Below are 19,453 nucleotides of genomic sequence, written 5' to 3'. Positions count from 1 at the left end.
GGCTGGGGGCTTTAGGGTTGTTGACTATGCAGCGATGATTATGCTGCTTGCGCTTTTGCTTGGTATCGTCCTGGTTTATGGTTCATCGCCAAAATCAAGTTCGTTGCGATGGCACCTAGAACAGATAGAGCGATAAGGTGCACATCTACAATGAACAGTGACATCACCACGATGGCACAATCTAACGCCATTTGAACTTTACCCGCTCGAACTCCAAAACGTTCCTGAAGGTACAACGCTAGAATGTTAAAGCCGCCCAAACTCATTTTGTGACGGAAAATTACCAACATACCGATTCCAATCAGCCCACCACCCAAAAGTGCCGCATAGAAAGGTTCGATTCGTGAAATCTCAATCACATGATGCAGATGATCGACCGCAAAAGAGACAATCGAAACCGCAATAAAAGTATTGATAGTGAAGCGCCAACCCATGCGCATCACAGATAAAATATAAAAAGGGAGGTTAAGAGCGAAAAATATCTGACCAAAACTGAAGTCACTCACTTTGGTTAGGAAGATCGCCAAACCAGCCGTACCGCCAGTGAGCAATCCTACTTTGCTAAAAAATATCACCCCAAGTGACACCAACGCACTGCCGAGCGTCAGAGCCAAGAGGTTCTCTCTTAGGCTATGATCTTTGTCCATAAATTAATTTCCTTGGTTTAAAAACCGCGCCGGAGATAACACGTCTCACGGACGCGATAGACAGTCGCCAAAATAGCAACTAACAAATCGGCCAATAAAATGTCGCGAAAAGTGATGGATGTCGAGTTTTTGGACGAGATTATGATGATATTAACCTGTTTAACATAATGTACACAGATAGAAAAACAACAAGGAAAAGTTATGATTAAGAAAGTTGGCAACACCCAAATCAGCACATTACATCGACTGAGTTGTCACTGTGGAAAAGTTGAGCTGGAACTGGCGTTACCCAATGGTATTGAGAAGCCGAGACGGTGTGACTGTTCTATGTGTCGACGTCGTGGCGCGATTGTCGCATCTGTACCTTTGAACGGTATTCGTATTGTGCAAGGCGAAGACGTCTTGAAGCAGTATCAATTTAATACACACACTGCGAAGCACTTTTTCTGTGGCGAGTGCGGTATTTATACGCACCATCAGCGTCGTTCTGACCCGAGTGAGTATGGCTATAATGTCGGCTGCTTAGAGGGCGTCAACCCATATGAGTTGGGAGCGATTGAAGTGATGGATGGCGTTAACCATCCATCCGACCGTTAGGTTACATTGCAAGTTAAGTGACTAATTCTAGGTGTTTTTAAGTAAATAAACCGCTATTTATCCACAAGTGTACCGCAATACTGGCGGCATAACCCAAGGCGATGACGGGAGCCCACTTTAGGTGGCCAAAGAAGGTGTATTGTCCACGCGCGGCTCCCATTAAAGCGACGCCTGCCGCGGAGCCAATGGAAAGCAAACTGCCACCGACACCTGCGGTTAATGTGACCAGTAGCCAGTTGCCCATCGACATGCTTGGTTCCATGGTCAGTACAGCAAACATAACCGGAATGTTATCGACGATTGCAGATAGGACACCAACCATTACGTTTGCCCAGACTGGGTTCCATTGCGTGTACATGACGTTTGAAACCAGTTCGAGGTAGCCAAGTAAACTTAAACCGCCAACACACATTACAACACCGTAGAAGAACAACAAGGTGTCCCATTCGGCTCGAGACACACGATGAAACACATCAAACGGAACCACTGAGCCTAAGCGCTTCAATGCCTGATCATCGCCATTGGCAATTGCCATAGCTGCTTTTTTTGCGAGTGAGTGTTTGAGAGTTTGGCGCAAAAAATATCCGAAAAACTGTAAGTACGCCAAGCCCATCATCATGCCCATAACGGGTGGGAAGTGCAGCACAGCATGGAAAGAGACTGCGGTGGCAATCGTCAAAATGAACAACGCGACAATACGCCTTGCCCCGCGTTTTAGCTCAACGTGTTGGTGAATCGTATTCGGTTTTGTGTTTGGAACAAAAAGTGACATCAAAAATGCGGGAACCAAGTAGTTCACCAATGACGGTACAAACAACGGAATGAACTCAGCAAAGCTGACATGACCGGCCTGCCACACCATCAGGGTTGTAATATCACCAAATGGGCTGAATGCACCGCCAGCATTGGCTGCGATAACAATGTTGATACAAGCAAGATTGACGAACTTAGGATTATCACCAGAGACTTTCATCACTACAGCGCACATCAAAAGGGCCGTAGTTAAGTTATCTGCAATCGGTGAAATGACAAAAGCGAGAAACCCCGTCAGCCAGAACAACTTTTTGAATCCAAAACCTTTACCAACCATCCACGCCTGTAAGGCATCGAAGAGTTTGCGTTCTTCCATTGCGTTGATGTAGGTCATCGCCACGAGCAAAAACAGCAGCAACTCGGCATATTCCAACAAGTTGTGTTCTAGTGCGGATTTGGCGATTTCAGGCTGGTTGTGCTGAGCAAAGGTGTAGCCAATCAGAATCCAAATTAACCCTGCCGCGAGCAGCACTGGCTTGGATTTTCTCATTTTCAGATACTCTTCCAACATAACCAGTATGTAAGCGATCGAAAAGATAATCAGAGCCGCGTAACCGACACCAGAATTAACAAGATTCAGTTCATTGGTTGATGCAGCAAAGGTGGCGCTAGAGAACAACAAACAGCAGAAAGCCACAATTGGATAGATTGGCATAGACATTTCTCCTTTGTCTGGTTGGAGAAATATTAGCCACAAATGAATGAGTTAGTTGTGAGAGAGCTCGAATTAACAGTAGGAGTTAGGAAATGATAGTGTGCGCCACTATTTTCTGAGTGACGCAATGCTTGCTGCGCCGAATAAAACCGCAGCGGCATATAAACCGTAAGTTAACCAGTGACTAATCTCTAAAAAAGGAACGAGTCCTTGACCTGCCCACATACAGCCTCCGTTTAATGAGCAATGTTGTAATAGTCGAGCCAATTTAAAGGAAATGAACAATGTTTTTTGTGAGTGAAAGCAAATTCTGAAGGATTAGAAAGTCAAAAATTGGTCAGTGAGAGAGAAATCTCATTTTGAACTGGCTAGCTCTAACCCTTTTGAGTTAAAGCTAGCTATATCTAGAGCTGAATGCATTTAGCGTAGGAGCCATTTTTTCAACGGTGAAGCGTCGATTGCTTTCACAAGCAGTATGGTTGCAACAATCGTTGCAGGATAAATAAACACATCTTTCGCGAGGTGTTGCAGCCCGATAAATCCAGCGACATTCATCATGACAATTATGATAAGCAGATGGCTAACATATATCCCTAACACGCTAGGAGATAGTTTGAAGACCCAAGGCATGTCGCCAAAATGAGGGTGAGCCAAAAGCCACTTAAAGACACCTACAGACCAGATAACGGTACCGAATAGGAAGTCGTGCGAGTTGAAAGCGATGTCATGTTGCATCAGCCAGTAAGCTTCACCAAAATGCAGTGCCATGCCAAGAATAATGCATCGAACCGTATTGTTTCGCGACCACCGCCACTGCGCTTCTCGTGCGAAATAACCCAGAACAACTAGCAACGTGCTGAAAAAAGGCCCATTACGAGTAAAGAAAGGCGCTGGCAGGTCGGTAATGGTCGCGTAACTGCCAGCAAAGACCCCGTATATGTATAGCAATACTGCAGTTGGCAGTATCAGTTGCACCATATTGATATGCACGAGAAAGGCAATTAACGCTACGGCAATGACTAGAGCCGGAATAAACCACAGATGAACGAGTCCGCCTTCGATGAGTGAATTGATCGGGGTTGACATTAAGTACCCCCAATAACCTTGCCTTTCGGCGAGATACCCAGCCTCAGCGACCGTCTGCCATTGGAATGGCATCAGTAAACTGATCATGCTCCAAATGAGCCAAACCTTCATTAACGGTTTGGCGTAGTTCTTAAGAGTATCGATTGGTGAATGACTCAACTTCGGCTGGATTAGATAACCCGAGATGAGAAAGAACAGCGGAGCAGCAAAACGAGCCAGTTGGTTGAGCATATAGCCAACCCATGGAATCCCATCCCACTGCCAGTACGTCAGTGCCATCTGGCAATGCAAACCCACAATCGCAAGTATTGCAATGATACGTGCAAACTCTAAGCTGGCTATTTTTTGTTTCTTTGCCATTACATTGTTTACCTAAATAAAAAACTTAGGTGAAAATAGCAGGTTGTTGTTGAAGTAATACGTGAAAAAGTCAACAGACTTGCGCTTACATTGAAGCTGTTTCGAAAATTAAGACTTACGTCAAACTTCTTAATTATTAACCTATTAACGCAATCAATACCTGATTCGTGAGTCGAAAATAGCACTGAATAATGGTTAGACCAGTTAACTCTAGATTGCAAAAAAGAACGATCGTGCTAAAAATAAGATTATGCAAAAAGGAAAAGTGACAAAAGAGTTTATTCTGCAGCGGGCTTTTGAGATCGCCAGCGAAGACGGATTAGAAAGTCTTACGATTGGAGAGTTAGCCAAGCAATGCGGTATGTCGAAAAGTGGTCTGTTTGCCCACTTTAATTCGAAGTTGAATTTACAGCTATCGGTGCTTGATCACGCCAATAAAGTGTTCGCTGATCGGGTTATTGAGCCTGCTCGAGAACTCGGGGATGGCAATATCGAGCGTAAAATTCGAGGGTTGCTCGACTCTTGGATGACTTGGAATCACGCATTCCAAGGAAGTTGTATGTTTCTTGACGCTTGGAATGATACGGCAGATAAAGATTGCCCGCTTCAGGCCGGACTGCGTAAATCCATAGACACTTGGCTGAGTTATTTGGAGATCCAAATAGCGAAAGGCAAAGAGAAGCAAGAATTTGCAGCAGACTTAGATACACGCCAAGCAACGTTTGATTTGTACGGTCTCTATTTGAGTGCGCATGTTTTTTACTCAATTAAAGGTGAGCAAGAAAGCTTGCGTCTGTTTTGGCAAGGGATCGACAACTTATTTTCTCGCTGGAAAGGCTAATATCGGTTATTCGCTTCCCAGATTCGTAGACATAAAATCACAAAGAGCGGCTGAGTTCGCTCTTTCTTATCAGCGTAAAAAGCACGACCGTTCTATTTTTTGCAAAGCTGATAGTTAAGGACATGATTATGAGTGAAAAAATTTACTTTAATACATCGCAACGTTTCAGTATTAAGCGCAGTTTGGTGAACATTAGTACTCGGTTACACCATACACTGGCCCCGTCACATGCAAAGAAGACCGCGCGCAAGCTTCTTCTGACACCTGCTCGTACGCAACCTAAAAATATTGAACCTCAAGGGCTTATCAAAGGTGAAATTAAAGGGCATGCAGGCATCATCAAAACCTATACTTTGGGCTCTGGACCTATTTGGGTGCTAACTCATGGTTGGTCTGGCACGGCAAGTCAGTTTTATCCACTGATGGAACATATTGCGTCGAAAGGGTTTACTGCTTTGGCGTACGATCATCCGGCACATGGTGAGAGTGAGGGGCAGTATGGGCACATTCCGGGGTTTGTCAGAGGATTAGAAGATGTGTTGGATACGGTCGAGGATGTTGTTGGCCTAGTTGGGCACAGCATGGGCACCGCTTCTGCTCTTGAGTGCCGACACAGCAAATTAGAAAACAAGCCTTTGCTGCTTATTGCTCCGGTATTAAATTACGTAGAGAACTTATTCGGTAGCATTGCGCGTTCCGGTTACTCGATGAAGCTTTTTAATGCTGTGGTTTCAGAAGTTGAAGACCAATTTGGCTATCCGTTACAGTCCATTGATCCGATGAAGCGTTTGTCTGAGCGTCCGTCTCACACCATTATTATTCATGATGAGCAAGATAAGTTCACCAAATACAGTGTCTCGGCAAAAGCGGCTGAAGAGATTAAAAACGTTGAGTTAGTGACAACACAAGGTCAGGGGCATGGTCGAGTGATGAAGTGTGAGCAAGTCTTCAGTAGTTTTGACCGTTTGCTCGATAGTGCTTGGTAACCCTTACTTTTACTGATTGACTCGCTCCGTTTTGGGCTAAGTCGATTTGAAAGTAACACCTCAGATTTTTTCGTCTCTGGTGTTGCTCTCCTCGTTAAGAGGTTAAATCCAAAAAGGACAGCCGAAGCTGTCCTTTGTTTATTTAGCAGAACGTCTGCAAGGCTGAAATTAGTTACAGTTAGCTACGCCAACTTCTTTCCAAACGCCCCATTCGCCAGATTGGCTAGGATCGTCACCCTGAGTCCACCATTTCGCTTCCCACGTTTTACCTGCGTGAGTCACTTGGTTACCACCTGTGTACACTGCGCTCGCATCCCATGCGTTGTCACAAGTACCAGGGTTCGGATCGGTTGTGTGCTGTGCAACAACCACTGTCGCGTTTGCCGATGAAGACGCTTTACCGTCGCTCACACTTACAGTGAAGCTTAAGCTTGTGTCTTGCGGGTATTCCGCAGCAGTGAACGTGACTTTAGAGCCTTCAACCGTTGCATTCAGACCTTGAGGTAGAGTCCAGTTGAATGTCAGGGTATCGTTGTCTGCATCGCTAGACGCAGATGCATCTACAACCACAACGTCACCAGCGTTTGCTGTTGCTGGAGCAACAACTTGTGCTACTGGTGCGCTGTTCACTGGGTCAACAACACCTGCTGGTTTCACTGTTACTACAACGAGGTCAGATGCCGTTGCACCCTCGTTATCAGTCACCGTCAGCTTGAAAGTTAATTGCTCTTCAACAGTAACTTCTGCTGCATCAAAGCTTGCTTTCGCTGTGTTTGCACCTGTTAGTACCACTGCTGTGCCAGATACTTGTTCCCAAGCGTAGCTTGCGATGGTGCCGTCAGAGTCTTTTGACAGGCTGCCATCTAGAACCACATTTGCAGGACCTGTTACCGATTGATCTGCGCCAGCGGCTGCGGTTGGTTTACGGTTTGGTTGAGGAACCACACCACCAGCCATACCTTCGTGCATCGCGTTTAGAATGTCACCGTTATCCGCGTCAATTTCCCAAGAGAATAGACCAGCAAGACCAAGAGACTTCGCGTAGCTACCTTTTGCTAGCACTGAACGGTGGTCATCAAATGTGATCAACTCGCCCGTAGTACGGTTCCATACCCATGGTGCTTCTGCTTGTGCATCGTAGCCGTACTCGAAGCCGTTAATACCAGTGTTGTTTGCACCTAGCATGAATGACTTAATGCCTTTGTAGTCAATTACGCCATCTTCCCAAACACCTTGCGCTGTGCTGCCCTTCAGTTTACCTGTAGCAGTACCTGTCATTGGGTCGTTTGGATCTGTGAGTGTATCTGGAGTTACGCCTTCCCAGCCACGACCGTACATTGCTGTACCAAGTACTAGCTTGTTCGCAGGAACGCCTTGAGCAAGAAGAAGTTGGATGCCGTTATCTGCTGTGTAAGCAGGACCTTTGTACGGTTCGCCGTTCTCATCAACGCCACTACCGTCACACTGACCAGGACGCATGAATGAACCACAGTAAAGCGCAGTTTGGTGACCAGGAACGTTATTCCAACCACCGTAGAAGTCGTAAGTCATTGCGAAGATGTAATCCATGTACTGAACTGCATCTGCGTAGTCTACGTCTTCAATCTTGTCGTAACCGACACCGATAGCGGACGTTAGCTCGTAAGTACGGCCTGTCTCAGCTTCTAATTCATCAAGCATTACGCGCAGTTCACGCATCAGTGCGATGTATGCTGGGCCATCGTTTACAGGGTCGCCCTTATCGGCTGCTGCACCGCCGCCGCCAGGGAATTCCCAGTCGATGTCAACACCGTCGTAGAATTTCCAAGTTTTCAGGAACTTCTTAACTGATGCGACGAATGTGTCACGGTTTTTCTTGTCCACGAAATCGAAGAATGGGTCAGACAGTGTCCAACCACCGATCGATGGGATGATTTTTAGATCAGGGTTACGTTGTTTCAATGCCATTAGCATTGCGTAGTTACCCTTGATAGGCGTGCTGTATTCATGACCAGCTTGTGGGAAGCTCTTCTGATAAGCAGCCCAAGGGTCATGGATAACGACTTCATAATCAGGCACACCTGTACAAGCAGTTTGTAGCGCGTTGAAACTGTTGCCGCCAACAGACTTCACAGACTCATTTGGGCCACAAATTGGGATAAAACCGTAAAGGATGTGAGTCAAGTTGTCGACCGGCATATTATCGACTGTGTAGTCACGGCCATAGATGCCCCATTCAACAAAATACGTACCCATCACGACGCTTGGATCGGTATTGTAGGTTTTGTTGTTTGGATCAACATTCATCGTTAGTGGCTTCAGGTGAGAACCATCGGTATCTGCAATTGTGATTTCAGCTGGTGCGCTTTTCGCACAACCTGTCGCATCACATGCTTCGATTTCCATTTGGTATAAGCCACCTTGGCCGTATTCAAACGAAGCTGTCGTTTGGCTACCAGTGATAGGGCCGCTTGCTACTTTTACACCATCAAAATAGACGTTGTAAGTGTCACCAGGTGTGCCACTCCACTGGTTAAATTTAACAGTGATCTTCGCTTGCTCATGGTATTTCACCATGTCGTAGTAGCCTGACGTGGTTTCCATCGCGAGTTCAATTTTAGAAAACTGAAGGTTGTTGGAACCGTACATATCGATACTTGGTGCGGTTGGAGCCGCAACTGCAGCGCCTGATAGCGCTAAAGCAACTCCAGCTGCACATAGGTTAAATCGAATCATAACTTCTCTCTCAATCCTTGGATTCATGTTCTACCTAGAACATAGGCTGCTCTTGCACCAGATAAGATGATTGGATTTACTCCACGTGCAAAAGCATCACACTCAGCATTTCAGAGAGTTTTTTTTCGTCAAAAAAAATTAAGACGGTTTTCGAGGCACTTGAGAGAACTTAACTAAAACTCGCACTCTGTTACACAGAAAGTGTCAGACTGAGTCAATAATTTATAAAATCTCAGCAGAAACTAAAATTATTGTTTACTCAGTAACGAGTTAGTTAAATGCGATGAAGGCCTTATTTTGTTGTTTATTAAGGTTTTGTTTCATTGATATAGAAAGAGAATTGAAAGGAAAAATAGCCGTGAAGACGTATTAGTCACGGCTGAAGTGTTCACTCAACGCGGCGCGACGTTTAGAGGCTGCACCGGTTTCTGAGCCCTGAACGGTATGCTCAAATCCTTTACGAATGAATCGCTGATCTGGAATAAGAGGCTCAATACGGCGTATTTGAGGTGAAAGATGAGAGCCCGAGATCTGATACGCTGTCTTTCCTAATCCGGTATTCAACGTGATGACCTTGCCATCGAATTCAAATTCCGTCGTAATAAGTCGATGGTTTCGGTATACCCCATCTTCAGTGAAAACGAGACGTTCTGTTTGGTAGGGTGGCGCGCCAATCTCAATCCATTCGCCGTACACCTTTTCCGGATCAATGTGGTCTTGATAGGAAAGGTGGATTTGATAGCCAAAAAACGTCAACAGACCCATCCCGAAGCAGACAAATGTACTCTTGAGGATTTTAGATTGGTGGCGAGCCAAAAATGAAAGTTTTGGTTCTTGTCGTGCTTTTCGCCTTCGGCGGGTTGAGTCCGTCATAGATCTAATTTTCTCCACTTTTTTAACATGGTGGAAACCTTCCTTTTTAAAAACAAACAATCCCGCCATTGAGACGACGAAACTATGATCTAATGTCCACTTTTACATTCAGATACACATCTTATTGATGGTTTTGTTGTTTGCTCACATTCATTACTTCGTAGGTTTTCTTGCTCGGTTTAGGTCGCCTGATTAATTCTCGCGAAAAAAGGTTCTCGCTCAGTAGCAAAGGATGTGCGTTATTACGTTGAGTTTAATGGCTTTCAAAGCTTGAGTAACGGAAAGAAACAAGGTAAAAAAGAGCGGACTTTTGATAAGGAAACCAATAATGAATATTAAGGAAAATAGCTATTTTGCTGGTAGTGTAAAATCACTAGGCTTTAACCAGAAAGATCAGGATGTTAGCGTTGGTGTGATGCTTCCTGGTGAGTACACGTTTGGTACTCAAGCACCAGAGCGTATGACGGTTGTAAAAGGTGCGCTTGTGGTCAAGCGTGTTGGCGAGAGCGATTGGACGACTTGTCAAAGTGGTGAGTTTTTTGAAGTGGAAGGTAATTCTTCATTTGAGCTTCAAGTGAAAGAAGCGACTGCGTATTTATGTGAGTACTTCTAGCGTTCATTTGTTGCTCGTCATAAAACCACCTTCGGGTGGTTTTTTCGTCTATGTGCTTCACTTATAACGCATCTTTTTGGTTATTTGGGTATATACTTAATAAAAATGTACCCATCGACCAGGGAGGAAGTGATGGCAGTACAACGCAAGCATTCTGATCTCCCTCCTCGTTACGAGGATAAAGATCTCACCAATGAGCAAAGACAGCGCTTTACCGAAGTTGCCAACGCCGCTCATAAGAGACGTGAATTTTATCGACGTGCTCTAGGAAAGAGCTTAATGGGCAAAATGAAGGGCCGTGCGTTTAAAGATCACCCCACTCGTCAGCAAGACAAGCCGAACAGAACGTTGCAAGTAGTGTGGTTAATCGTATTCCTCGTTGTGGGGCTTTGGGTGATGCATGTGTTCGCTTAGTCATTAGCAAGCTTCTGGTACCGCTGGTGCATCAGATGTTGACTGTTCTTCCGTATTGCAGTGCTCATAAAAGGCGTACTGGTTTTTACCAGTATGTTTAGCTGCGTACATTGCTTTGTCTGCACATCGAGTCAATTCAGACAAATCCTTTGCATCTTGCTTATAGATAGCAGCACCTACACTCATCGTTAACTCGTTAATCATATCGTAGCTTCGGTAACCTGTCGGAAACAGATTTACGATCCGTTTTAGGATGCTGTCTAGGTCATCTTTACTTTTTACATCGTAAAGCATGATTACAAACTCGTCGCCCGCAAATCGAGCGATGGAGTAGTCGTGTTTATCTGTTTTTCTGTCTTTGTTGCGAATGTTATTTTTTAATCGAGTTGCGAAGGCTTGAAGTACTTGGTCACCAATATCGTGCCCGTAGGTGTCGTTGATGTGCTTGAAGTTATCGATATCGAGAAAAACCAATGCGGTGATGCTGTCATCAGATGAGTGCTTGATTTCATCGAGCTTTGCGCGCGCCCAAGTCTCAAAGCTCCAGCGATTGGCAAGCCCAGTGAGCTGGTCAAAATATGCTAACTCCTCAATCCCCTCACGATACAGTGTTTGAATGTAATTGAGGACTTTCGTGTAGTAATACGAGAACGTGTGACACACAAACGCGGTCGCTATCAGGGTCAGCATCAATCTCCGCTCTATGATTTCTGTGGCTGTTGGCAGTCGATCTAAAAAAGCGACCCCAAAAAAGATCAGTAAAATGTAGGTGCCACTGAACAGCAGACCGACCTTAAACTCATTAATTAATACCAGAGTGGCGACAATAGGATATAGCCATAGCACCTTGCCTGACGGAGCGTCGTTATACAGAAGTAACAATAACCCTTCGAACATTAAGACAGCACTTAGCCATAAGTCGGCGTATTGATGGTGCCGCTGGACTTTTATTACATAACTGATTGCTAAGCATGCCAAGGCACACAAAGCATGGAAAAAGCTTAAGCCCCAGTTATTCTCAAGTGATTGAGCAATGGAACCATAAGTTAAACAGGCAGCGGCGATACTGGAGCATAAAAAGACAATTTTCTTTTTTCTTGTTGAGCGGATGTCCGCCATTTCTTCTAAGCGCGCCCCAGCCAATGTCGACATTACGTATCCTTGCTTAATTAACGTGTACGCTTATTCTAGGCGGTATTTTCGCGATAAATAGAACAACAAAGTTTCCAAATGTGATATCAGTCATTTTTAGTGCAAAGCCATCAGTGTGATTTGGTGCGAGTGTTCAAAGAGGAATGGTAGCGCATGCAGGTTTTCATGACGGTTCTTCATGGCTCTATATGGTTGGACTGATAACTCAAAGTAATGTATCTAGTTAGACGCATTACTATTGATTATCCTGATTCTGTTCGGTGCTTGTTGATTGAGAGTATTGTTCACCAATCTCTGCTCTACTTATCGTTAAGGCATATGTCGTTTCGAAAAGGCATTAGAAATATTTTTCCGAAACAGGGCGAAATATTGTTGTCGTTATGACCAATATGCGACTAGAATCCGCGCTAAATCACAACCTCATATCGAGCTTCGTTCGAGTCACTATTTTTAAACTGCTTCACAAAATTGTGAGGCAGTTTTTAGTTGTAGGAAAGGTTACAAGCATGCCTAAAAGCCAAAACATCAACCAACGAATGTCCATCGTGGCATTAGCTTGGCCAATTCTTGTCGAAATTTTGCTACGGACGGCTTTAGGAACCAGTGACGTGTTCATGCTGAGTGGCTACTCAGACAAAGCCGTATCCGCTGTTGGTGTGATCACGCAGATTACCTTCTTTTTAATCATCGTTTCGACGTTTGTCAGTAGCGGTACGGGGATTTTGATTGCCCAATACAATGGCGCTGGACGCGAGCAAGAGTCAGTGAGCGTTGGTGTTGCGAGTATTGCGTTGTCTGTGCTCGTCGGTGTGCTATTGAGTGTGATTGCCGTGCTTGGTGCGATATACCTACTCCCGTATTACGGCTTGGAAGCGCAAGTCGAGCAGTACGCTCATGAATATCTGCTGATAAGCGGTGCGATGACGTTTAACGTTACGATTGGCGTTGTTTTTACAACTATTCTGCGTAGTCATGGTTATTCACGTTCCCCAATGGTGGTGAATTTGATCTCGGGTGTGTTCAACATCATTGGTAACTATATTGCGCTTTACCAGCCATTTGGTTTACCTGTGTATGGTGTGCAAGGCGTGGCAATAGCAACCGTCGTCAGCCAAATCATCGGTACGTTAATGTTATGGTTTATTCTCGCTCGCAGTAGCATTGAACTACCAATGTCGACTATGAAACAAGTACCGGCAGAGATTTACAAAAAGATCTTAAAAATCGGCGGTATGAACGCGGGTGAAGTGCTGTCTTACAACGTGGCGCAAATCTGCATTGTGTACTTTGTGGTGCAAATGGGGACGGCATCGTTGGCGGCTTTCACTTATGCACAAAACATTGCCCGTTTCTCGTTTGCTTTCGCGTTGGCAATTGGTCAGGCAGCGCAAATTCAGACCGGTTACTACATCGGTAAAGGTTGGGTGAGTAGCATTTTAAAACGCGTACAAATCTACTTCTTAGTGGGGTTTGTGGCATCAACGGCGGCAACCACACTGATTTACCTGTTTAGAGAAGAGATTCTGCGCGTATTTACCGATCAACCAGAGATACTCGCATTGGCAGGTTCGTTAGTCATGGGCTCAATTTTGCTCGAGGCCGGACGTGTGTTTAACCTGATTTTTATCGCGGGGCTCAAAGGCGCGGGTGACATCAAGTTCCCAGTGCAAATGGGGATTTTGAGTATGTGGGGATTAGGCGTGCTTTTCTCTTACATCTTTGGCATCCACTTGGGTTATGGCGTTTTAGGGGCTTGGATGGCAATCGCACTCGATGAATGGGTACGTGGTATCATCATGGCAAGGCGTTGGCGCTCTCAGGTGTGGACCAAGTTTAAGGTGAGCTAACGGTTTTCGGTATCGCGCATCACGCTTATTCTGGTGTTAGAAAAAAAAGGCACTGATAGTCAGTGCCTTTTTGTTATTTAAACTTGGGAAGACGTTAGAATTCGCACTCAGCTTGGAACACCATGCGTTCTTTGCTGTATGGATGATCCAGCTCTAGCATCTCAGCATGCAGGTGCAAGCGATTCGCTTTTTCGCCGTATAAACCATCACCAACCATCGGCATGTTTAACCCCATGTGATGAGCACTGTGTACACGTAGTTGGTGAGTTCTCCCTGTTTTCGGATACATGTATACCTTGCTGCGTCCATCTTTGACTTCAATCAGTTGCCAGTAGGTTTCTGCATGTTTCCCGTGTTCAAAACACACCAGTTGACGTGGGCGGTCGTCGGGGTCACCACGCATTGGCAGTGAAATTTCCCCTTCAGGCTCGTTTAATACGCCTTCGAGCAGTGCCATATAACGTTTTTTTACGCCGCGAGCCATAAACTGTTTTTGCAGACTTTTGTTCGCGCGCTTGGTTAAGGCAAACACCAAAATGCCAGAGGTCGCCATGTCGAGGCGATGAATCACAAACGGCCCTTCCACATCAGGGTACATCGCTTGTAGGCGCGTATAAGCAGAGTCCTTGATAGTTTTACCAGGCACTGAAAGTAAGCCCGAGGGCTTGTTGACGACGACCATAGCGTCGTCTTGGTAGATTATCTCTAGTTCTTTGTCTTCTGCCCAATTCTCCGCCAATGGATTAGGTTCGACATCCAGCCCTTGCATCATATGGCCCAAAATCGGCTGACATTTGCTATTACACGATGGGTAGAATTTTTTGTGTTGGCGAACTTCAGGCTTTGGCGACACACCCCACCAAAATTCTGCCAACGCCAGCGGTTTGAATCCGTGTTTAAACGCGTATTGGAGCAGTTTTGGCGCAGCACATTCCCCCGCACCTGCTGGTGGAACTGGGTTTGTGGTGTCTGCAAAAATGTCCACCAAGTCGCGTGCTTCGCCATGGCTGTTTAGGAAGCGGTATTGTTTATGCAATTTGTGCTGTAAAGCGTTGGAGAGCGTTTTGCGCTGCTCTTTCAGGTGAGCAAGTTGCTGCTCTAACTCGGCCAATCGCGCTTCTTTGATTGCAAGCTTTTCATCCCACGCTTGCTTTAAGTATTTGAGAACGTTTTTCTCAGCGACACTTTGCTTACCCAACTCATCCAACAAGATTTTGAGATCATCGGCATTGAGCGTTTGCTCGCCCTGTTGGCGCTGTCGCTTGCGTGCGGCGCGGCCATCAATCATCACTTGGCGCTGTGTTTGCTCCTCTTGCTGATAAGCGGCTCGGTCGGCTTGGATTTGCGCTTTAAGATCCGCTAATTCCGGATTCGCGGCACAGGTTTTGTACTCCGCATTGGCGGCGTTGATGGCATCCGTTTCTGCGCGGAAGAAGCCTTCATCGGTCAGCATGTCGTACACAGGAGGGACAAATCCTGGAATCAAGTTTTGGTCAGCAATTTTGCCAGAAAACGCACTTAAAAAGCCGAGATCGCCTTGAGAGCTTTCTACCAGCAATACGCCAAACATTTTGCCTCGCCCCGTTTCTTCATTAACCAAACCAAAATCGTGTTCGAAGTCGGTTTGCGCTAATAAGTGCTGTTGCAATTGCTTTGCAGCCATAACGCAAAGAGGATGCGGCGTGTAGTAGAACGGAAACGTAAACTGCGTTGGTAATTCATAGTCAGAAGTATCAGCAGTAAAACGAGTAAAACAATGTTCAGGCGAGTGCATGGTGGGTATCCGCGCGAGTAAAAAATCGAGCGAGGATTGTACCTGTTTGAGTCAGGATTGCCATGTCGGTGTTGGCACTCGCTCTTGGATTAAGAACAAGAGCGAGTGGGGAAGAGCTTATTGCAGTTTTTGTAATGCCAGCTTCCACTGTGCCGGTTTGTCGTAGTAGGCCGAGTGCGGCAAGGTCAGGTACTCGCCATTTACTTCTGCAATCAGGGTTGGATAGCCACCAACGTGTAACTGGCGCATCAACTGTCGGCTAGAGCGAATTTTCTCATCTAGATCGGCTTCGCTTAACGTCATGTTTTGCTCCCACACATCGTTTGCTAAACCTAGCGATTCTGCAATGGCTTTGAGCGTCGATGCTTCATTCACTTTTAACCCGAGCTGATAATGCGCGGATTGGATGGCCTTTAGCATGTGCCATGGATTCAGCCCCATTTTCTCCGCACTCAAGATCGCTTGTGTTGGTAGATAAGAATCAAGAACAAACGCATCTTCGCTTTTCACGCGTTGCAGATATGCTTCACCAAACGTTGCTCCGGTTTCGGTTGCGATACGAGCGTCACTGTTGATGATGTGCTGACGAAATTCAGGCTCAATCGCGCTTTTCTCAATCATGCCGCCGGGATGAAGCTCCACCTTAAATTGAGAGGTGTCCATCAAGGCTTCGATGAGTGGTGATGCCCCGTAGCACCAACCACACATGGGATCGAAGAAGTAATGCACGGTTACCATGACATTTCACCAGTATGCACTTTTGCACCGATTTCTAGCGCGATTGGCAATTGAGCTTCTGGGTATTTCGCTGACATGGTGTCAATGAGTTGAGCGCTGTTATTGCTGTGTTTTTTCGCTTGCTGAAAATCCTGCAAGTATTGTTGCGAGTAGCGAATGGTGTCTGCGTTCAGCTTTGTGCCTGCTTTCATGTGACCAGGAATGACCACTTGAGGTTTAAGCGCAAGCATCTCGCTAAGCTGCTGCTCCCAAGCATTGATAGCGGTTTGGTCTGCGGCATCGGCCATCCACAAATGTACGTTTGAGTACACGGCTACGTTACCTAGAATCGCTTTGTTATCTGGAATCCATAGGTAAGGGCGGTGTGCTGATGTGCCATGGTTACCACGAATTTCAATCTTATGACCTTCTAGCTCCAATGATGCTTTATCGTACGCGACAGGGATCACTGGTTTTACCGGTGCGTTTGCGCCCAGCTTTGGTCCCCAGTACGCCAGCTTTCCAGCCAATTTTTCTTTAATAATTTTTTGAACCGCAGGCGTTGCGATGATCTGCGCATCAGGAAACTGTTGGTGTAAGGCCTCTGCGCCAAAGTAGTAGTCTGGGTCCGCTTGGCTGATAAAAATGGTTTTAAGCGTTTTGCCTGAGTCCAACACTTTAGCGGCAATGCGCATCGCGTCAGCTTTGGTGAAGCCAGTGTCGATGACCATGGCGTCAGTCTCACCGTATACCAAGGTTGAGTTTACGTGGAAGCTGTTACCGTCGGCGTTGTAAACCTCAAGAGTAAGGGGAGAGTGGTTTGCCGCTAGGACAGGGTTTGCCATTAAAACGGATGCAGCAATCAAAGTAAATTTTTTCATAATAAGCTCCTAAAGAATTTGGGGCCAAGCGACGATGGCTTGGGAACGGGAGCTATATTAGGAAATTGATACGCTCGGAAAAATACACAATAATGTGCATCACTATTTCTTATTTCGAGCAAATTTATGGACAGAGTAACGGCAGCAAAAGTGTTTGTGGATGTGGTGTATTCTGGCAGTTTTACCGCGACCGCAGAGCGGTTAGACATGTCTCGGCCAATGGTAACTCGTTATGTAGAGGCTATGGAGAACTGGCTGCAAACTCGTTTGTTACACCGCACCACGCGCAAGGTGTCCCTCACCACCGCAGGGGAGCGCAGCTTGCCTCAGATTGAGCGCTGGTTAAAACAGGCCGATACATTAACGTCGAACATTGCCGTTGATGGTGAGCTGTCCGGAAAAATCCGTCTTGCGTCTAGTACTTCATTTGGATTCTCACAGTTGATCCCCGTAGTAAACAGTTTTATGCAAAAGCACCCCAAAGTGTATATCGACATAGATCTGCAAGATTCAGTGAGTGATCTAACCGAACAACGCATCGATCTGGCGATCCGAATTGCGTCAGATCCCGATCCTTCTTTGATTGGTAAGCCGATTGCGGTGTGCGAATCGGTGTTGGTGGCATCACCGCAATATTTGCAAACTCACCACGCGATTGCGCATCCGCGAGATTTATCTTCACACGACTGTTTGGGATACAAAAACTTTGAGCGTCACGTGTGGCATTTGTCTCAGGGCGACCAGTTCGAATCGGTGGGAATTGAGTGTCGCCTAACCAGCAATGAGGCCACGGCGTTATTGCATGGCGCTTTACAAGGCATGGGTATTTCGATGTTGCCAACTTACTTGAGCAATATCTATCTCAAATCGGGTCAGCTTGAGTCGGTGTTGCCGGATTGGAAGCCAAATGATCTCAACATTTACGCGCTGTATTCATCACGTAAACACTTGTCTCCTGCGGTGAGAGCTTTCATCGATCACAGTGAAGATTACTTTAAACAGCATCCTTGGTAATAGCGAAAGGCGTCGTCATCCCGACTTGAGATTCATACAAGATCCTGTACCTTACATGGATATATTTTCGCAGCGTCATTTAGAGTTTTAGTTAATGTCACAAGTTCGCATCAAATTTATTGCTTCCGATATGGATGGCACATTGCTTGACCAATACGGTCGTTTGGATCCAGAGTTTTTCGATCTGTTTTTGCAACTGGAAGAGCAAGGTATTTTGTTCTCCGCTGCGTCTGGTCGTCAGTATTACAGTCTGCGAGACACGTTCGCGCCAATCAAAGACAGACTGTTGTATGTGGCTGAAAACGGCACCTTAGTGATGTACCAAGACAATGAGCTCTACAGTTGTACCATTCCTAAAGCGGAAGTGTTGGAGATTGTGAAAGCGGCTCGTGAGATTGACGGGGCGAACATCGTATTGTGTGGCAAGCGCTCGGCGTACATCGAAACGCATGATCAGCAATCGCTGGAAGAATTTCAAAAGTACTACCACCGCTGTGAATATGTGCCGGATTTGCTTGAGGTCGAAGACGAGTTTATTAAGGTAGCAATTTGTCACTTTGATGGTTCGGAAGAGCTCCTGTTCCCGACCATGAACGCAAAGTTTGGCGCAACGCATAAAGTCGTGGTGAGTGCAAAAATCTGGCTGGATGTGATGAATGCCGAGGCCTCTAAAGGTGCGGCCATTCAGCATCTTCAAGAGACGATGAATTTTACTCCGGCAGAAACTATGACGTTTGGTGACTACCTCAATGACCTCGAAATGCTGCAAGTCAGTGAGCATTCGTACGCGGTTGCCAACGCGCACGAAGAGATTAAGAAAATTGCTCGTTATTCTGCGCCAAGCAACCAAGAGGCTGGGGTACTCAAAGTGATTAAAGAGAAAGTATTAGCGAAGTAACGCTCATTCTTTCGATGTTATTTTCTTCTTCACGTAAAAAGCCCCGCAGTGTATGCGGGGCTTTGTTTTTTTGGGGGGAGTAAGGTTCCCGTTTTAGCGTACGTACTTGGCGGTTGCGCTGACTAAAAAGTGCTGCAATTTCCCGTCTGATTTTGGCACCCACAAGTCGTTATGATAATGGTAAATACGGCCATTGACGGTCACAGACAAGGTATTATCACCCGTTTTCTCCATGCGAATAAACTGATCCGAAGTGACCAAAAACGGCTCTTGCTCTTCAATGCTCTGGCCCGTTGCTAATACGAAGTAGCCGAATCGGTTGCCAGCATCCGGATCGGTTGAGTAGATTCGATGTCCAACGAGGCTGTAGTCGTCGTTGAGTGCCTGCTCAAGCGTTTTTTGCCCGATGGTTTCGTGCGATGGAATAAATACCCAAGCCAACACACCTGCCGCAATGACTGCCAGTAGAAGCAGTACTTGCATGAACTTTCTCATCATATATACCGTTTAACGTTGAAATTTCATTTTGTACATGCGCTTATCCGCTATGCTGATAAGAAAGTCAACATT

General features: G+C 45.9%; 18 protein-coding genes. 8 read left to right on the top strand and 10 right to left on the bottom strand.

Annotation, left to right across the window (positions count from 1 at the left end; genetic code table 11):
• Nucleotides 1-38: 38 nt before the first annotated feature.
• Complete coding sequence (locus R7P35_RS22040) at nucleotides 39-647, bottom strand: YitT family protein (protein WP_005374427.1); 609 nt, start codon at nucleotides 645-647, stop codon at nucleotides 39-41.
• Between the two features lie 201 nt (nucleotides 648-848).
• Between R7P35_RS22040 and R7P35_RS22035 the strand changes: the two genes are divergently transcribed.
• Complete coding sequence (locus R7P35_RS22035; RefSeq protein WP_025768738.1) at nucleotides 849-1,244, top strand: GFA family protein; 396 nt, start codon at nucleotides 849-851, stop codon at nucleotides 1,242-1,244.
• 37 nt (nucleotides 1,245-1,281) lie between these two features.
• On the opposite strand, the gene nhaD is transcribed toward R7P35_RS22035, so the two are convergent.
• Together nhaD and R7P35_RS22025 are read right to left on the bottom strand one after the other, a co-directional pair.
• The gene (gene nhaD, locus R7P35_RS22030) at nucleotides 1,282-2,712 is read right to left on the bottom strand and encodes a sodium:proton antiporter NhaD (RefSeq protein ID WP_025768739.1); all 1,431 of its coding nucleotides are present in this window, start codon (nucleotides 2,710-2,712) and stop codon (nucleotides 1,282-1,284) included.
• Between the two features lie 420 nt (nucleotides 2,713-3,132).
• The gene (locus R7P35_RS22025; RefSeq protein WP_318092581.1) at nucleotides 3,133-4,158 is read right to left on the bottom strand and encodes an acyltransferase; all 1,026 of its coding nucleotides are present in this window, start codon (nucleotides 4,156-4,158) and stop codon (nucleotides 3,133-3,135) included.
• A gap of 250 nt (nucleotides 4,159-4,408) precedes the next feature.
• Here R7P35_RS22025 and R7P35_RS22020 point away from each other — a divergent pair, with 250 nt between their 5' ends.
• Together R7P35_RS22020 and R7P35_RS22015 are read left to right on the top strand one after the other, a co-directional pair.
• Nucleotides 4,409-4,999 carry a TetR/AcrR family transcriptional regulator gene (locus R7P35_RS22020; RefSeq protein ID WP_005374416.1) on the top strand — a complete coding sequence of 197 codons (591 nt, stop codon included), beginning with the start codon at nucleotides 4,409-4,411 and terminating at the stop codon, nucleotides 4,997-4,999.
• A 128-nt stretch (nucleotides 5,000-5,127) separates the two neighbouring features.
• Nucleotides 5,128-5,985 (top strand): alpha/beta fold hydrolase, encoded by an 858-nt coding sequence (locus tag R7P35_RS22015; protein ID WP_065275584.1) that lies wholly within the window; start codon nucleotides 5,128-5,130, stop codon nucleotides 5,983-5,985.
• 168 nt (nucleotides 5,986-6,153) lie between these two features.
• Here the strand turns inward: R7P35_RS22015 and R7P35_RS22010 are convergent, their stop codons facing one another.
• Both R7P35_RS22010 and R7P35_RS22005 read right to left on the bottom strand, forming a co-directional pair.
• Nucleotides 6,154-8,700 (bottom strand): glycosyl hydrolase family 18 protein, encoded by a 2,547-nt coding sequence (locus R7P35_RS22010; RefSeq protein WP_054578566.1) that lies wholly within the window; start codon nucleotides 8,698-8,700, stop codon nucleotides 6,154-6,156.
• A gap of 369 nt (nucleotides 8,701-9,069) precedes the next feature.
• The gene (locus R7P35_RS22005; RefSeq protein ID WP_005374408.1) at nucleotides 9,070-9,573 is read right to left on the bottom strand and encodes a DUF2850 domain-containing protein; all 504 of its coding nucleotides are present in this window, start codon (nucleotides 9,571-9,573) and stop codon (nucleotides 9,070-9,072) included.
• Between the two features lie 328 nt (nucleotides 9,574-9,901).
• On the opposite strand from R7P35_RS22005, the gene R7P35_RS22000 reads away from it, so the two are divergent.
• Together R7P35_RS22000 and R7P35_RS21995 are read left to right on the top strand one after the other, a co-directional pair.
• Nucleotides 9,902-10,186: a pyrimidine/purine nucleoside phosphorylase gene (locus R7P35_RS22000; RefSeq protein WP_065275586.1), complete on the top strand. Its 285-nt coding sequence runs from the start codon at nucleotides 9,902-9,904 to the stop codon at nucleotides 10,184-10,186.
• Between the two features lie 132 nt (nucleotides 10,187-10,318).
• Nucleotides 10,319-10,600, top strand: a complete 282-nt coding sequence (locus tag R7P35_RS21995; RefSeq protein WP_005374405.1) for a hypothetical protein — start codon at nucleotides 10,319-10,321, stop codon at nucleotides 10,598-10,600.
• Between the two features lie 3 nt (nucleotides 10,601-10,603).
• Here the strand turns inward: R7P35_RS21995 and R7P35_RS21990 are convergent, their stop codons facing one another.
• Nucleotides 10,604-11,752, bottom strand: a complete 1,149-nt coding sequence (locus R7P35_RS21990; protein WP_017821033.1) for a GGDEF domain-containing protein — start codon at nucleotides 11,750-11,752, stop codon at nucleotides 10,604-10,606.
• 506 nt (nucleotides 11,753-12,258) lie between these two features.
• On the opposite strand from R7P35_RS21990, the gene R7P35_RS21985 reads away from it, so the two are divergent.
• Entirely contained in the window at nucleotides 12,259-13,599 is a 1,341-nt protein-coding gene (locus tag R7P35_RS21985; protein ID WP_065275588.1) for an MATE family efflux transporter, read from the top strand.
• A gap of 94 nt (nucleotides 13,600-13,693) precedes the next feature.
• Here the strand turns inward: R7P35_RS21985 and R7P35_RS21980 are convergent, their stop codons facing one another.
• The 3 genes from R7P35_RS21980 to R7P35_RS21970 all read right to left on the bottom strand — a co-directional run bounded on the left by R7P35_RS21980 (nucleotide 13,694) and on the right by R7P35_RS21970 (nucleotide 16,971).
• The gene (locus tag R7P35_RS21980) at nucleotides 13,694-15,373 is read right to left on the bottom strand and encodes an RluA family pseudouridine synthase (RefSeq protein ID WP_213904677.1); all 1,680 of its coding nucleotides are present in this window, start codon (nucleotides 15,371-15,373) and stop codon (nucleotides 13,694-13,696) included.
• 117 nt (nucleotides 15,374-15,490) lie between these two features.
• Nucleotides 15,491-16,111, bottom strand: a complete 621-nt coding sequence (locus R7P35_RS21975; RefSeq protein WP_065275590.1) for a DsbA family protein — start codon at nucleotides 16,109-16,111, stop codon at nucleotides 15,491-15,493.
• Nucleotides 16,105-16,971: an MBL fold metallo-hydrolase gene (locus tag R7P35_RS21970; RefSeq protein ID WP_065275591.1), complete on the bottom strand. Its 867-nt coding sequence runs from the start codon at nucleotides 16,969-16,971 to the stop codon at nucleotides 16,105-16,107. Before R7P35_RS21970 ends, R7P35_RS21975 begins: the two co-directional genes overlap by 7 nt.
• A gap of 126 nt (nucleotides 16,972-17,097) precedes the next feature.
• Here R7P35_RS21970 and R7P35_RS21965 point away from each other — a divergent pair, with 126 nt between their 5' ends.
• A complete protein-coding gene (locus tag R7P35_RS21965; protein WP_017633830.1) occupies nucleotides 17,098-17,985 on the top strand; it encodes a LysR family transcriptional regulator in 888 nt (295 codons plus the stop codon).
• Nucleotides 17,986-18,079: 94 nt separating this feature from the next.
• The gene (locus R7P35_RS21960; protein ID WP_017633831.1) at nucleotides 18,080-18,883 is read left to right on the top strand and encodes a Cof-type HAD-IIB family hydrolase; all 804 of its coding nucleotides are present in this window, start codon (nucleotides 18,080-18,082) and stop codon (nucleotides 18,881-18,883) included.
• Nucleotides 18,884-18,976: 93 nt separating this feature from the next.
• Here the strand turns inward: R7P35_RS21960 and R7P35_RS21955 are convergent, their stop codons facing one another.
• Nucleotides 18,977-19,366: a hypothetical protein gene (locus R7P35_RS21955; RefSeq protein WP_005374387.1), complete on the bottom strand. Its 390-nt coding sequence runs from the start codon at nucleotides 19,364-19,366 to the stop codon at nucleotides 18,977-18,979.
• Between the last annotated feature and the right edge of the window lie 87 nt (nucleotides 19,367-19,453).

It is taken from the genome of Vibrio sp. Vb0304, from assembly GCF_033338995.1.
Taxonomy (GTDB): domain Bacteria; phylum Pseudomonadota; class Gammaproteobacteria; order Enterobacterales; family Vibrionaceae; genus Vibrio; species Vibrio alginolyticus.
Note: the sequence above shows the minus strand (reverse complement) of the source record. Positions and strands in the feature narration are given on the sequence as shown.

Coding starts and splice junctions, on each gene's coding strand:
- R7P35_RS22020 (WP_005374416.1), top strand. CDS start 4,409: ATGCAAAAAGGAAAAGTGACAAAAGAGTTTATTCTGCAGCGGGCTTTT.
- R7P35_RS21975 (WP_065275590.1), bottom strand. CDS start 16,111: ATGGTAACCGTGCATTACTTCTTCGATCCCATGTGTGGTTGGTGCTAC.
- R7P35_RS21955 (WP_005374387.1), bottom strand. CDS start 19,366: ATGCAAGTACTGCTTCTACTGGCAGTCATTGCGGCAGGTGTGTTGGCT.
- R7P35_RS21960 (WP_017633831.1), top strand. CDS start 18,080: ATGTCACAAGTTCGCATCAAATTTATTGCTTCCGATATGGATGGCACA.
- R7P35_RS22000 (WP_065275586.1), top strand. CDS start 9,902: ATGAATATTAAGGAAAATAGCTATTTTGCTGGTAGTGTAAAATCACTA.
- R7P35_RS21995 (WP_005374405.1), top strand. CDS start 10,319: ATGGCAGTACAACGCAAGCATTCTGATCTCCCTCCTCGTTACGAGGAT.
- R7P35_RS21985 (WP_065275588.1), top strand. CDS start 12,259: ATGCCTAAAAGCCAAAACATCAACCAACGAATGTCCATCGTGGCATTA.
- R7P35_RS22005 (WP_005374408.1), bottom strand. CDS start 9,573: ATGACGGACTCAACCCGCCGAAGGCGAAAAGCACGACAAGAACCAAAA.
- R7P35_RS22035 (WP_025768738.1), top strand. CDS start 849: ATGATTAAGAAAGTTGGCAACACCCAAATCAGCACATTACATCGACTG.
- R7P35_RS21965 (WP_017633830.1), top strand. CDS start 17,098: ATGGACAGAGTAACGGCAGCAAAAGTGTTTGTGGATGTGGTGTATTCT.
- R7P35_RS22010 (WP_054578566.1), bottom strand. CDS start 8,700: ATGATTCGATTTAACCTATGTGCAGCTGGAGTTGCTTTAGCGCTATCA.
- R7P35_RS22025 (WP_318092581.1), bottom strand. CDS start 4,158: ATGGCAAAGAAACAAAAAATAGCCAGCTTAGAGTTTGCACGTATCATT.
- R7P35_RS22040 (WP_005374427.1), bottom strand. CDS start 647: ATGGACAAAGATCATAGCCTAAGAGAGAACCTCTTGGCTCTGACGCTC.
- nhaD (WP_025768739.1), bottom strand. CDS start 2,712: ATGCCAATCTATCCAATTGTGGCTTTCTGCTGTTTGTTGTTCTCTAGC.
- R7P35_RS21970 (WP_065275591.1), bottom strand. CDS start 16,971: ATGAAAAAATTTACTTTGATTGCTGCATCCGTTTTAATGGCAAACCCT.
- R7P35_RS21980 (WP_213904677.1), bottom strand. CDS start 15,373: ATGCACTCGCCTGAACATTGTTTTACTCGTTTTACTGCTGATACTTCT.
- R7P35_RS22015 (WP_065275584.1), top strand. CDS start 5,128: ATGAGTGAAAAAATTTACTTTAATACATCGCAACGTTTCAGTATTAAG.
- R7P35_RS21990 (WP_017821033.1), bottom strand. CDS start 11,752: ATGTCGACATTGGCTGGGGCGCGCTTAGAAGAAATGGCGGACATCCGC.